We start from the raw sequence: 13,083 nt of genomic DNA on the forward strand, positions 1-13,083 counted from the left end.
GGGCGGATTATACCGGGGCGTTCTGGCTGGCGCCAACCGGATGCAGCGGTACCAGGAAGCGGTTGGCAAAGGCGTCGGCCGGTAGCGGGGCGCTGAGGGCGTAACCCTGGATCTGGTCGCAGCCTTCTGCTTCGAGGAAGCGCTCCTGCGCTTCGTGCTCCACGCCTTCGGCGATCACCGTGAGGTTCATGCTGCGGCCCAGGGCGATGATGGCGCGGGCTATGGCGGCGTCGTGCGGGTCGTCCGGCAGGCCGTGGACGAAGGATTGGTCGATCTTCAGGGTGTCCAGCGGCAACTGCTTCAGGTAGCTGAGCGAGGAGTAGCCGGTGCCGAAGTCGTCGATGGCCAGTTGCACGCCCAGGTGCTTGAGGCTGTGCAGGATCGACAGGGCTTCCTCGGTCTGGTGCATGAGGAAGCTTTCGGTGATTTCCAGTTGAAGGCGAGAGGACTGCAGGTTGTAGTGGGCGAGCAGCTCGCGGATGCGTTCCACCAGGTTGGTCTGGCGCAGTTGTGCGCCGGCGAGGTTGACCGAGAGCGGGCCGAAGGCGGCGTGGCTGTCCTGCCAGCGGCTCATCTGTCGACAGGCTTCGCGCAGCACCCAGTCGCCCAGTGGCAGGATCAAGCCGTTTTCCTCGGCCAGGGGAATAAAGCGGTCCGGAGAAATCGCACCGAATTGCGGATGCTTCCAGCGGATCAGTGCCTCTGCTCCTACAAGCTGCCCGCTGGCGAGGGAGAGCTTGGGTTGGTAGTAGAGCTGCAGCTGGTCGCTCTCCAGGGCGCGGCGCAGTTCGTGTTCCAGGGCCATGCGCTCGGTGGCCTGGAAGGTCAGTTCGCGGGTGTAGAACTCGACGCGGTTGCGCCCCTGGGCCTTGGCCCGGTACATCGCGGCGTCGGCGTTCTTCACCAGGGTGGCGACGTCGCTGCCATCGCTGGGGTAGAGGCAGATGCCGATGCTGGCGCTGACGAAGAACTCCTGTTCGCCAGCGATGAACGGCTTGTCGAAGCAGAGCAGCAGCTTGTTGGCGACATGCTCGGCGTCCAGCGCGTGGTGCAGCCCGGGCAGCAGGATGATGAATTCGTCGCCGCCCTGGCGGGCCACGGTATCGACGTCGCGCAGTTGCTCGCGCAGGCGCGTGGCGATGGACTTGAGCAGCAGGTCGCCGACCGGGTGGCCGAGGCTGTCGTTGATGTGCTTGAAGCGGTCGAGGTCGAGGAACAGCACGGCGCCCTGGTGATGGTTTTCCTGGGCTTCCTTGAGCGAGGAGGTGAGGCGGCTCTCGAACAGCAGGCGGTTGGGCAGGCCGGTAAGGGGGTCGTGGTGGGCCTGGTAGTCGAGCCGCGCCTGGGCGTACTTGAGGGTGGAAATGTCGGCGAACACACCGACATAGTGCGACAACTCGCCGTCGGCGTTGCGTACGGCGCTGACGGTCAGCCACTCCGGATACAGCTCCTGGTTCTTCCGGCGGTTCCAGATTTCGCCCTGCCAGTGGCCTTCGGCGTTCAGTTGATGCCAGAGGGCGACGTAGAAGCTGCTGTCGTGCTGGCCGGAAGCGAGCAGGCGCGGCGAGCTGCCGAGGGCTTCCTGCTCGCTGTAGCCGGTGATCTCGCTGAAGGCACGGTTGACGGCGACGATCCGCTGGCGGGCGTCGGTGATCATCACGCCTTCGGCCGTGCTCTCGAATACGGTCGCGGCCAGCTGGAGCTTTTCCTGCATCTGCTGGCGCTCGGTGATGTCGCGGGCGACGGTCAGCATGCAGTCGTCGCCGCCGATGGTGATGCGGTGGGCGGACAGCTCGCACAGGCGCAGGCTGCCATCGCGGGTGCGGATCTGCGCGGTGAACTCCGGTGCGCTGGGTTCGTTGGCGAGGATGCCCAGCAGCCTGCTGCGGTCGGCCGGGTTGGCCCACAGGCGCATGTCCAGGGTGGAACGCTCGGCGGCTTCCTCGCGGCTGTAGCCGGTGATGCGGGTGAAACCCCGGTTCACCTCCACCAGTCGGCCATCGCTGATGCGCGAGATGAGCATGCCATCCGGGGAGGCGTGGAAGGCCTTGGCGAATTTCTCCTCGGAGACGCGCAGCTGCTCCTGGGTTTCCTTGACCTGGGAGATGTTGCGTACCACCACGACCAGCGCCGGGGTGTCGTCGAGGACGATGTGCTGGGCCGAGAGGAGGGCGGTGAAGCGAGTGCCGTCGCGGCGGTTGAGTTGAATCTCGACGTTGTTCAGCGGCTCGCCCTGCAGGCGCGCGAGCATTGCCGGGCCCATGCCCGGTTCGCCCCAGATGCCCAGTTCGGTGGAGGTCTTGCCCAGCGCCTCGCTGGCGGGGATGCCGATCTGTTGCTCGAAGGTGCTGTTCACCGCGAGCAGTTGCCCGTCGACGCGGCGGGCGAGGACGATGATGTCCGGGCAGTGGTGGAACACCGAGGCGAACTTCTGTTCGGACAGGCGCAGGGCCTGCTCGGTGGATTTGGCGTCGGTGATGTCGATCATCAGGCCGCGCAGGATCAGGTCGTCGCCGTGGTGGATCAGCGTGACGATGTCGCGAATCCACACCACGCGCCCGTCCGCCGCGAGCATGCGGTAGTCGAAACTGTGGTTGCGCCCGGCCTGGCTTTCGCTGAGGCAGAAATTGATCGCGTGCTCGGCGTCGTCGGGGTACAGCGTGCGCTGCCAGAAGCCGGGCTCCAGCCAGTCCTTGATGGGGTAGCCGAGCAGTCGCTGGGCATGCGGGGAGACATAGGTGAAGCGGTTTTCCGCCAGGCGCATTTCCCAGGCGATGGCGATCAGGCTTTCGACCAGGCCGCGGTAATGTTGCTCGCTATCGCGCAGCGCCTGTTCGAGTCTTTCCCGCCGCTGCATTTCGCCGCGCAACCGGCGGTTCATGGTGAACAGCACCAGCAGGGTGAGGGCGGTGAGCAGGACGATGGGCACGACAACCCGAAGCACGGTGGGCCAGATGCTGCGGCTATCCACCAGGCCGCCGACCCAGGGCGCCTGGAGGGCGTCGATCTGCTCGATCGTCAGGTCGGCCAGGACCTTGTCGATGATGCCGGCGAGTATCGCCTGGCCCTTCGGCACGGCCATCGCCAGCTGGTAGCGGTAGGGCGTTTCGCCGCTGATCTGCAAGCCGTCGAGTTTGAGTTGGCGCAGATTCCAGACTGCGGAGGCGAGATCGCCGACGAATGCGTCCACTTGCCCGGTGGCCAGCGCCTGCAGCCCGGCGGCGACACTGGGCAAGGGCTGCAGGTTGAGGTCGGGGTGCTTGGCAATCAGCAGCTCGTGGGCCGCGTAGTTGGCCACGACGCCGACCTTGAGGCCGTATAGCTCCTTGAGGTTGCCGGGGGCGGGGCCGTTCTTGCGGGCAAGGATGATGATCGGAAAGTCGAGGTAGGGCCGGGTAAAGGTCAGGTAGTCGAGGCGCCTGGGCGTGGCCATGACTCCGGGCAACAGGTCGATGCGATTGTCGCGCGCGCGCTGCAGCACTTCGCCCCAGCTGGTCGGTTCGACCGGCTGCAACTGCACCTTGAGCTGCTCGCTGATGAGCTGCACGTAGCTGGCGGCGAGCCCCTGATAGTTGCCGTCGGCATCACGGAATTCGAAGGGCGGCCAGGAAGTATCGATGCCCAGGCGCAGGCTGGGATGCTCCTGCAGCCAGCGCTGTTCGTCGGGCGTGAGGCTCAGGGCGAACGCCTGACCTGCCCAGAATGCGAGGCACCACAGTAGAACTGCCTGCAGACGCGGCATGAAGGGCCTCACTCCTGGGAAAGACTACGCCGAAGTGTAGACGTGGCACTTTGCCCAGTGGAAGGCCCAAAGAAAAACCCCCGGTTTCAGGCCGGGGGTTTTTCATCACTCGTCGAGGAAGGAACGCAGGTGCTCGCTTCGCGACGGGTGGCGCAGCTTGCGCAGCGCCTTGGCTTCGATCTGGCGGATACGCTCGCGGGTCACATCGAACTGCTTGCCGACTTCCTCGAGGGTGTGGTCGGTATTCATGTCGATGCCGAAGCGCATGCGCAGGACCTTGGCTTCGCGAGCGGTAAGGCCGGCGAGGACTTCGCGGGTGGCTTCCTTGAGGCTCTCGCTGGTCGCCACTTCGATCGGCGACTGCATGGTGGAGTCCTCGATGAAGTCGCCCAGGTGCGAGTCTTCGTCGTCACCGATCGGCGTTTCCATGGAGATCGGTTCCTTGGCGATCTTCAGGACCTTGCGGATCTTGTCTTCCGGCATGTCCATGCGTTCGCCCAGCTCTTCCGGCGTCGGTTCGCGACCCATCTCCTGCAGCATCTGGCGGGAGATACGGTTGAGCTTGTTGATGGTCTCGATCATGTGCACCGGGATACGGATGGTGCGGGCCTGGTCGGCGATCGAACGGGTGATCGCCTGGCGGATCCACCAGGTAGCGTAGGTCGAGAACTTGTAGCCGCGGCGGTATTCGAACTTGTCCACCGCCTTCATCAGGCCGATGTTGCCTTCCTGGATCAGGTCGAGGAACTGCAGGCCGCGGTTGGTGTACTTCTTGGCGATGGAGATCACCAGACGCAGGTTCGCCTCCACCATCTCCTTCTTCGCACGACGGGCCTTCGCCTCGCCGATGGACATGGCGCGGTTGACGTCCTTGATCTCGGCAACGGTCAGCTGCGAGCTGGTTTCCAGGTCGACCAGCTTCTGCTGGTTGCGCAGGATGTCGTCACGCAGGCGCTCGATGGCCTCGGCGTACTTGGGCTTGCCCTTGAGTACGGTGTCGACCCAGGCGGTGTCGGTTTCATGGCCGGGGAACTGGCGCAGGAAGTCGGCACGCGGCATGCGGGCATCACGCACGCACAGTTGCATGATGGCGCGTTCCTGGCGACGGACGCTGTCCAGCGAATCGCGGACCTTGGCAACCAGCACGTCGAACTGCTTGGGCACGAGCTTGATCGGCATGAACAGCTCGGCCAGCGCGACCAGCTCTTCGGTCGCCTGCTTGCTGCCGCGACCATGCTTCTTCAGGGCCTTCTTGGCCTTCTCGAGCTGCTCGGAAACAGCGCCGAAGCGACGGGCGGCTTCTTCCGGATCCGGACCGCCATCGCCTTCTTCTTCCTCGCTGTCGCCGTCGGACTCTTCGTCCTCTTCGTCCTTTTCCTTGGCTTCGGCGTCATCCTTCAGGCCGACGGGCTCGACTTCCTCGGCCGGCACGGAGCCGTCGTCCGGGTCGATGTAGCCGCTGAGGATGTCCGACAGGCGGCCGCCTTCGGCAACCACACGGTTGTACTCTTCGAGAATGCCGTCCACCGCGCCCGGGAACTGGGCGATGGCGCTCATGACCTCGCGGATGCCTTCCTCGATGCGCTTGGCGATTTCGATCTCGCCTTCGCGGGTCAGCAGTTCCACGGTACCCATTTCACGCATGTACATGCGCACCGGGTCCGTCGTGCGGCCAACGTCGCTCTCTACCGCGGCAAGGGCGGCAGCGGCTTCTTCGGCGGCAGCTTCGTCGGTGTCGGTTTCCGCCAGCAACAGGGCATCCGCATCCGGGGCTGTCTCGAATACGTTGATCCCCATGTCGTTGATCATGCGGATGATGTCTTCTACCTGTTCCGGATCAGAGATATCCTCCGGCAGGTGGTCGTTGACCTCCGCGTAAGTCAGGTAACCCTGCTCACGACCACGGGTGATCAACTCTTTGAGACGAGATTGCTGTTGCGCTTTTCCGGACATAACACCCTATCCACTGAAGGTCTTGGCGGGCTGAAATAAGCCGAGGATTATACCAGATTCGAGGCTTCAGACGCCAGTTCAGCTCTGGCTGCCTGTTGAAGAGGGGGTGCTGTAGTGCTCCCGCAGTAACGCTTTCTCTTCGTCGGTCAGTTCACTGGGATTCTTTCGCAGCACGCTGTGCAGGCGGGCTTCGCGGCTGCTGAGCAGCTGGTTGTGTGCAAGTGTAGTAATGGTGTCGACGAACTGCTTTTCAAGATTGCCGTCATCGATCAGCCATTCTTTCCCCGCCAGCACCTGCAGCAGGCGCCCCTGGGGCGTACCGTGCCAGCGCGCGATGAGGTGCATCGAGCTCTGTCTCGGATTCTTCTGCAACGCCTCGACCAGCGCGGCGAGCAGTTGCGAATAGGTCTGTCCCTCGTTGGAGAAGTGGCTCGCATCCTCGACGCTCTGCGCCAGTTGAGGATGGTGCAGCAGGGTGCGCAGTGCGGTCAGGGTCGGCGATTCGACGCTGATCTCGGTGCGCGGCTGGCGCGGCGTGAACTCGCCTTTCCTGCCCTTGCCGTCCCACTTGCGATCGCCCTTCCAGGGCTTCTTGCCCTGCTTGGCGCCGCCGTTGCCGGCGGAGTACTCCTGCGGCGCCTCGAAGTAGCTCGAAGCGTCCTGGTAATGACTGTCGCCCTGCTCCGCGAACTGGCCCATGTCGTAGTCGGCGTATTCGTGGGCGTGCTGGTCCGTGCTGTGCGCGTGCGCCGCTGTGGGGGCATGGCTGGGCTTGCCCTGGCCGCCGAGGTCGGAGCGCGGTGCGCCGATCTGGCTGAGCGCCTCGGCGGACAGCCCGGTGATCTCGCCCAGGCGCTGGCGCATCAGCAGGCGCAGGGTGTTGCCGGGAATCTTCTCCAGCAGCGGGCCGGCCAGCGTCGCCAGGTGCGCCTTGCCTTCCAGCGTGCTGGGGTCGGCCTCCTGGGTGAGCTGCTGGAAGAAGTAGTCCGCCAGCGGTTGGGCCTGGTGCGCCAGGCGGGCGCGGAAGGCATCCGGACCTTCGGCGCGCACGAGGCTGTCCGGGTCTTCGCCTTCGGGCAGGAACAGGAAGCGCACCTTGCGCCCGTCCTGCAGGTTGCTCAGCGCCGACTCCAGGGCTCGCCAGGCAGCGTTGCGGCCGGCCTGGTCGCCGTCGAAGCAGAAGAGGATGTTCGGCACGATGCGGAACAGCCGCTTGATGTGTTCTTCGCTGGTGGCCGTGCCCAGGGTCGCGACCGCGTTGCGGATGCCCTGCTGGGCCAGTGCGATGACGTCCATGTAGCCTTCGACCACCATGATCTCGTCGAGATCCCGGTTGTTCTTCCGTGCCTCGTACAGGCCGTAGAGCTCCTGTCCTTTATGGAAGACCGGGGTTTCCGGCGAATTCAGGTACTTCGGCTTGTCGTCGCCCAGCACCCGGCCACCGAAGGCGATCACTCGCCCACGGCTGTCGCGGATGGGGAAGATCACCCGGTCGCGGAAACGGTCGTAGCGCTTGCCGCTGTCGGGGTTTTCCACCAGCAGGCCGGCATCGAGCATGGCCTTGAGTTGTAGGTTGTCGCCGCCCAGGTTCTTCAGCAGGTTGTCCCAGCCCGGCGGTGCGAAGCCCAGGCTGAAGTCGCGGGCGATCTCGCCGGTCAGGCCGCGGCCCTTGAGGTACTCCACCGCGGCCTTGCGCGCCGGGTGGCTTTTCAGCGCCTGGCGGTAGAACTCGGCGGCGGCGGCCAGCAGCGGGTAGAGCGGCGAGTCGACCGGCTGGCGCGGCTTGTTGCCCCGCCGGCCTTCCTCGCGGGGCACATCCATGCCGGCGCGCTTGGCCAGGTCCTCGACTGCCTGGACGAAGTCCAGCTGGTCGTGGTCCATGATGAAGCCGAGCGCGTTGCCGCCGGCGCCGCAGCCGAAGCAGTAGTAGAACTGCTTGTCGGGGCTGACGGTGAAGGAGGGCGTCTTCTCCTTGTGGAAGGGGCAACAGGCGCTGTAGTTCTTGCCGGTCTTCTTCAGCTGGATGCGCGAACTCACCACATCGAGAATGTCGGTGCGGTTGAGCAGGTCATCGATGAAGGATTGTGGAATCAGGCCGGCCATAGACTCATCGGGACGCAGGGTGGACCCAAGCATAGCGCGGGGCATCGAGGCCGCGAGCGAGGCTTGAGACTAAGCATGGGGCTTGAAAAGCAAAAACTCCGAAGTCCGCGAGTGCGAATCGGAGTTGTCGTGCCTTGAGTCAGGCACTCGCCCGGCGAGTGGGCCGGGCGATGCGGAAAGCTTGCGACGAGGCGCTGTAACTCAGTACAGGCGCTCGCGGCGGCGCTGTTCGCGCTGCACTTTCTTGGCGTGACGCTTAACAGCGGCAGCGGCCTTGCGCTTGCGCTCGGCGGTCGGCTTTTCGTAGAACTCGCGGCTACGGACTTCGGCCAGTACGCCTGCTTTTTCGCAGGAGCGCTTGAAACGACGCAGAGCTACGTCGAAGGGTTCGTTCTCTTTAACTTTGACGGCGGGCATCCAGGTCGTACCTTCAATGATTACCGGAGGATTTATCGCGCTCCTGACGGTTGTTCGGAGTCGGCGGTTTTCAAGGGTTGCGGATATTAAACGTTCGGAAGGAGGAATGCAAAGCCTCCGATCGAAAAGCACTGGTCCGAAGCCCAGCCGGCGATTATGATGCGCGGCTTCAATTTTGCCCAGAGTAAAGGCTCAAACCCATGCTAGTGCTGGGGTTGGAAACCTCCTGCGACGAGACCGGCGTCGCCCTGTACGACAGCGAAAAGGGCCTGCTGGCCGACGCGCTGTTCAGCCAGATCGACCTGCACCGCGTATACGGCGGTGTGGTGCCCGAGCTGGCCTCCCGTGATCACGTCAAGCGCATGCTGCCGCTGATTCGCCAGGTGCTGGCGGAGTCCGGCCGCACCGCCGAAGACATCGACGCCATCGCCTATACCGCCGGCCCCGGCCTGGTGGGCGCGCTGCTGGTCGGCGCCTCCTGCGCCCAGGCCATGGCGTTCGCCTGGGGCATACCGGCCGTCGGCGTGCACCATATGGAAGGTCACCTGCTGGCGCCGATGCTCGAAGAGCAGCCGCCGCAGTTTCCGTTCGTCGCCTTGCTGGTGTCCGGCGGCCACACCCAGTTGGTGCGGGTGGATGGCATCGGCCAGTACCAGGTGCTCGGCGAGTCGGTGGACGATGCTGCCGGCGAAGCCTTCGACAAGACCGCCAAGCTGCTGGGCCTCGCCTATCCCGGTGGTCCGGAGATCGCGCGCCTGGCCGCGAGCGGCACGGCGGGTCGCTTCGTCTTCCCGCGGCCGATGACCGATCGTCCGGGCCTGGATTTCAGTTTCAGCGGCCTCAAGACCTTTGCCCTGAATACCTGGCAGCGCTGCGTCGCCGAAGGTGACGACAGCGAACAGACCCGCTGCGACATTGCCCTGGCGTTCCAGACGGCAGTGGTCGAGACCCTGACCATCAAATGCAAGCGCGCGCTCAAGCAGACTCACCTGAAGAGCCTGGTGATCGCCGGTGGCGTAAGCGCCAACCAGGCGCTGCGCCAGCATCTGGAGAAGATGCTCGGCGAGATGAAGGGCCAGGTGTTCTACGCCCGCCCGCGTTTCTGCACCGATAACGGCGCGATGATCGCCTATGCTGGCTGCCAGCGGCTGTTGGCCGGGCAGCGGGACGGTCCGGCCATCGGCGTCCAGGCGCGTTGGCCAATGGAGTCGCTGCCGGCCGTCTGAAGCCGGGGAGCTGAAAGCGACAAGCTTCAAGCTACAAGCGGCACTTTGCGGCTTTTGCTTGCAGCTTACCGCTTATGGCTTGAAGCTGCTTTTTTACTAGAAATGACGCTCGCGCCCGGCGATCAGGTCGCGCAGGTTGCTGCGGTGACGCCAGACGATCAGGCCGGTAAGCACGGTCATCGGCAGCAGCGCCGAAGGCTCCTGCCAGGCCAGCAGCGGCAAGGTCAGCGGCGTGGCGACCAGGGACGCCAGCGAGCTGGTGCGTGACAGCTTGAAAGTCACCAGCCAGGCGATTGCCGCGAGCAGGGCGGCCGGCGGGTATAGCGCCAGCAGCATGCCGGCGGCGGTGGCGACACCCTTGCCGCCGCGAAAGTTGAAATACAGCGGGTAGAGGTGGCCGATCACCGCTGCCAGCCCGACCCAGGCCTGCTCCATGTCGGACAGGCCGATCAGGCGGGCGATGAGCACCGGCAGCAGCCCCTTGGCGAGATCGCCGAGCAGGGTGAGGATGGCGATCTTCCTGCCGGCCAGGCGCAGCATGTTGGTGGCGCCGGGGTTGCCCGAGCCGCTGGCGCGCGGGTCGGCGGTGCCGAACAGGCGACTGAGGAGTACCGCGAAGGACAGTGATCCGAGCAGGTAGGCGAGGATCGCCAAGAACCAGAACATGGTTTCCACCGGAGACGAGGTCGTTTCCGATTCTAACGGGGCGCCGGCCGCTTGTCGTGTCGCCTTGGAGCATGCAGTCAGTGGACAGAGTTTTCATCGAGGGGCTGGAAGTGGACACCGTGATAGGCGTCTACGACTGGGAACGGGGTATCCGGCAGTGCCTGCGCCTGGACCTGACGCTGGGCTGGGACAACCGCCCGGCGGCGGCCGACGACGATATCGCCAAGGCCCTGGACTACGCCGTGCTCTCCGAGCGGGTCATGGCATTTGCCCGTGACGCGCACTTCCAGCTGGTGGAAACCTTCGCCGAGCGCCTGGCCGAGCTGCTGATGGCGGAGTTCGGCATCAAGTGGCTGCGCCTGAAAGTCACCAAGCCCGGCGCCGTTGCGGCGGCCATCGGCGTGGGTGTGGAGATCGAACGCGGATGCCGCTGACGACGGTCTACCTCGGGCTTGGCAGCAATTTCGAGCGCGAGCGCCATCTGCTCGCCGGGCTGGAAGCGCTGGACGCTTTCCTCGAGGACATCCGCTGCTCGCCGGTGTTCGAGAGCGAGCCGGTGGGCATTCGCAGCGGCCCCTTCTACAACTTCGTGATCGTCGCGCGCACCGAGCTGGCGCTGGCGGAGCTGAGCCTGCGGCTCAAGCACATCGAGGCGGACAATGGCCGCTATGCGCCGGAGCGCAAGGGCCTGCCGCTGGATATCGACGTGTTGCTGTACGGCGACCTGCACGGCGAGTTCGACGGCCTGACGCTGCCGCGCGCCGAGGTGCTGAAGAACGCCTTCGTGCTCTGGCCGCTGGCATTGCTGGCGCCCGAGGCGAAGCATCCGGCGGTGCAGCGTTCCTTCTCCGAGCTCTGGGCGGACTCGCGCATCGAGCAGAAGCTCTGGCCGGTGCCCTTCCAGTGGCGCGGTGTGGAGCTTACGCCGGCGGCGCTGATCGCAGCGCATCCGGCGGCTTGATCTTGCGCCAGTGTCCTATTGGGCACCGAGCCAGTCTTTTGTAGGAGCGAGCTTGCTCGCGAACAATCTATCCGGCGACTCAAGCGCTGGGCGGGTTCGCGAGCAAGCTCGCTCCTACAGGATTAATCCACGGTTGACTGGCTTTCCTTATAGACCTTCAAGGCCGCCAGGCGCTCGCGCTTGAGCGCTTCGCCCAGCTCGGCGCCCTTGTATCCCTTCTCCAGCAGTGGCTGCACCGCGACCGCGCGGGCGGCCTGCGCCGCGCCGCGCAGGTAATCGGCCTGTGGATAAGCACGCTCCTCCAGCCCATGCCGGCCACGGGCGTCCATTTCGCTGGCGGCGATGAATTCCTCGAAGCGCTGTGGCCGGCGGTAGACGTCGAAGGACTGCAGCAACTCCAGGAGGGTATTCGGCCGCAGCTCGAGTGCTCGGTGACAGTGGGTGTGGTACTCGCCTACCAGCCGCGCCAGCTCCTGGCAGTCACGCGGGACCTTGAAGCGGGCGTTGATCGCGTCGATCAGTGGCAGGCCCAGGTGTTCATGGGCGTGGTGCTTGGGCCATTCCTCCTCGCGAGTTTCACCCTTGCCCACGTCATGCACCAGGCAGGCCCAGCGCACGCTCAGCGGCTGGTCATGCTTGGCGCATTCACGCAGGACGGCCAGCACGTGCTCGCCGGTATCCACTTCCGGATGATGCTGCGGTGGTTGCGGCACGCCGAACAGCGCGTCGACTTCCGGCATCAGCACGGCCAGGGCGCCGCAGTTGCGCAGGACCTGGATGAACACGTCGGGGCGCGATTCCATCAGGGCGCGGGAGATTTCCTTCCAGCTGCGTTCGGCGGTCAACGCTTCCAGTTCGCCGGATTCGGACAGCTCGCGCATCAGCGCCAGGGTTTCCGGCGCCACGCTGAAGCCCAGCGGGGCATAGCGCCCGGCGAAGCGGGCGACGCGCAGCACGCGCAGCGGGTCTTCGGCGAAGGCCAGGGAGACGTGGCGCAGCTGGCGGGCTTCGAGGTCTTCCTGGCCGTGGTAGGGGTCGATGACCTGGCCATCATCGTCCTCGGCCATGGCGTTGATGGTCAGGTCGCGGCGGATCAGGTCCTCTTCGAGGGTGACGTCTGGGCTGGCGTAGAAGGTGAAACCGCCGTAGCCGCGCCCGCTTTTGCGTTCGGTGCGGGCGAGGGCGTATTCCTCGCCGGTCTTCGGGTGGAGGAAGACTGGGAAGTCGGCGCCGACCGGGCGGTAGCCCTGGGCGAGCATCTCGTCGGCGCTGGCGCCGACCACTACCCAGTCGGTGTCGCTGAAGGGGATGCCGAGCAGGCGGTCGCGCACGGCGCCGCCCACCTTGTAGATCTGCATGAAGCTGTCTCCTGTTCTGGGGGATAGCTTCGGGGTTCTGTGCGTTAGCTTCAAGCTGGGGTGCTGGGCGCGGTTCGCGAGCAAGCTCGCTCCTACAGATGTGGTCGGGATTTTCGTAGGGCTGTGGGATTACGGCGCAGCGGAGGGAATTTGCTGGACCAGCGCACCGATGGCGTCTTGGAGCAAGGCACTGCTGGAGTGCGCGGGGCTCAGGCCGGTGCTGACGGTGCCTTCCCAGAGCGTCTGTTCCTGGGCGTCGGTCAGGCGCAGGCGCAGGGTGCCGGTTTCATCGCGCAGGCGGTGGATAGCGAGGTAGGGGCCGAGCGGATTCGGCGGCGGCGTGTCGACCTTGAATTCCAGCGGTGCATCCTGAAGCGCCAGCCAGTAGTAGACGCGCAACTGCGGTGCGGCGCTTTCGCGGTAACCGCGCTCGATCAGGCCCTGGCGGACCTGGGCGTTGATCAGCGGATAACGGCTGCGGTAGGGCAGGGCATCGACGGCGTTTTCCGGTGGCATCAGCTGGAAATCGCGCAGCCCCACCAGGCGCGCATCGGCGGGATGCGCGACCTGGGCGTGGGGAACGGGGTTGCTGCAAGTCGCGACAGCAAGGCAGAGCAGGAGAATGGCGAACAGACGCATGGCGGTCTCCAGCGGGGT

General features: G+C 65.2%; 10 protein-coding genes. 3 read left to right on the forward strand and 7 right to left on the reverse strand.

Features of this window, described 5'->3' with window-relative positions; genetic code table 11:
- Nucleotides 1–7: 7 nt before the first annotated feature.
- The 4 genes from ACCC94_RS08490 to rpsU all read right to left on the reverse strand — a co-directional run bounded on the left by ACCC94_RS08490 (nt 8) and on the right by rpsU (nt 8,215).
- Nucleotides 8–3,742 (reverse strand): bifunctional diguanylate cyclase/phosphodiesterase, encoded by a 3,735-nt coding sequence (locus ACCC94_RS08490; protein WP_413348876.1) that lies wholly within the window; start codon nt 3,740–3,742, stop codon nt 8–10.
- A 105-nt stretch (nt 3,743–3,847) separates the two neighbouring features.
- Nucleotides 3,848–5,695, reverse strand: a complete 1,848-nt coding sequence (gene rpoD / locus ACCC94_RS08495) for an RNA polymerase sigma factor RpoD (protein WP_413348878.1) — start codon at nt 5,693–5,695, stop codon at nt 3,848–3,850.
- 78 nt (nt 5,696–5,773) lie between these two features.
- Entirely contained in the window at nt 5,774–7,798 is a 2,025-nt protein-coding gene (gene dnaG / locus ACCC94_RS08500) for a DNA primase (RefSeq protein WP_413348879.1), read from the reverse strand.
- Between the two features lie 201 nt (nt 7,799–7,999).
- Entirely contained in the window at nt 8,000–8,215 is a 216-nt protein-coding gene (gene rpsU / locus ACCC94_RS08505; RefSeq protein ID WP_003085057.1) for a 30S ribosomal protein S21, read from the reverse strand.
- 200 nt (nt 8,216–8,415) lie between these two features.
- On the opposite strand from rpsU, the gene tsaD reads away from it, so the two are divergent.
- On the forward strand, nt 8,416–9,441 hold the full coding sequence (gene tsaD, locus ACCC94_RS08510) for a tRNA (adenosine(37)-N6)-threonylcarbamoyltransferase complex transferase subunit TsaD (protein ID WP_413348882.1): 1,026 nt from the start codon (nt 8,416–8,418) through the stop codon (nt 9,439–9,441).
- 96 nt (nt 9,442–9,537) lie between these two features.
- On the opposite strand, the gene plsY is transcribed toward tsaD, so the two are convergent.
- Nucleotides 9,538–10,107, reverse strand: a complete 570-nt coding sequence (gene plsY, locus ACCC94_RS08515) for a glycerol-3-phosphate 1-O-acyltransferase PlsY (protein ID WP_413348883.1) — start codon at nt 10,105–10,107, stop codon at nt 9,538–9,540.
- Between the two features lie 80 nt (nt 10,108–10,187).
- Here plsY and folB point away from each other — a divergent pair, with 80 nt between their 5' ends.
- Nucleotides 10,188–10,541 carry a dihydroneopterin aldolase gene (folB, locus tag ACCC94_RS08520; RefSeq protein ID WP_413348884.1) on the forward strand — a complete coding sequence of 118 codons (354 nt, stop codon included), beginning with the start codon at nt 10,188–10,190 and terminating at the stop codon, nt 10,539–10,541.
- Complete coding sequence (gene folK / locus ACCC94_RS08525; RefSeq protein WP_413348885.1) at nt 10,532–11,068, forward strand: 2-amino-4-hydroxy-6-hydroxymethyldihydropteridine diphosphokinase; 537 nt, start codon at nt 10,532–10,534, stop codon at nt 11,066–11,068. Before folB ends, folK begins: the two co-directional genes overlap by 10 nt.
- Before the next feature lie 122 nt (nt 11,069–11,190).
- On the opposite strand, the gene ACCC94_RS08530 is transcribed toward folK, so the two are convergent.
- Complete coding sequence (locus ACCC94_RS08530; protein WP_413348887.1) at nt 11,191–12,426, reverse strand: multifunctional CCA addition/repair protein; 1,236 nt, start codon at nt 12,424–12,426, stop codon at nt 11,191–11,193.
- Between the two features lie 129 nt (nt 12,427–12,555).
- Complete coding sequence (locus ACCC94_RS08535) at nt 12,556–13,065, reverse strand: hypothetical protein (RefSeq protein WP_413348888.1); 510 nt, start codon at nt 13,063–13,065, stop codon at nt 12,556–12,558.
- Nucleotides 13,066–13,083: the final 18 nt, after the last annotated feature.

It is taken from the genome of Pseudomonas sp. Pseusp97 (genome assembly GCF_047304025.1).
Taxonomy (GTDB): Bacteria; Pseudomonadota; Gammaproteobacteria; order Pseudomonadales; family Pseudomonadaceae; genus Pseudomonas.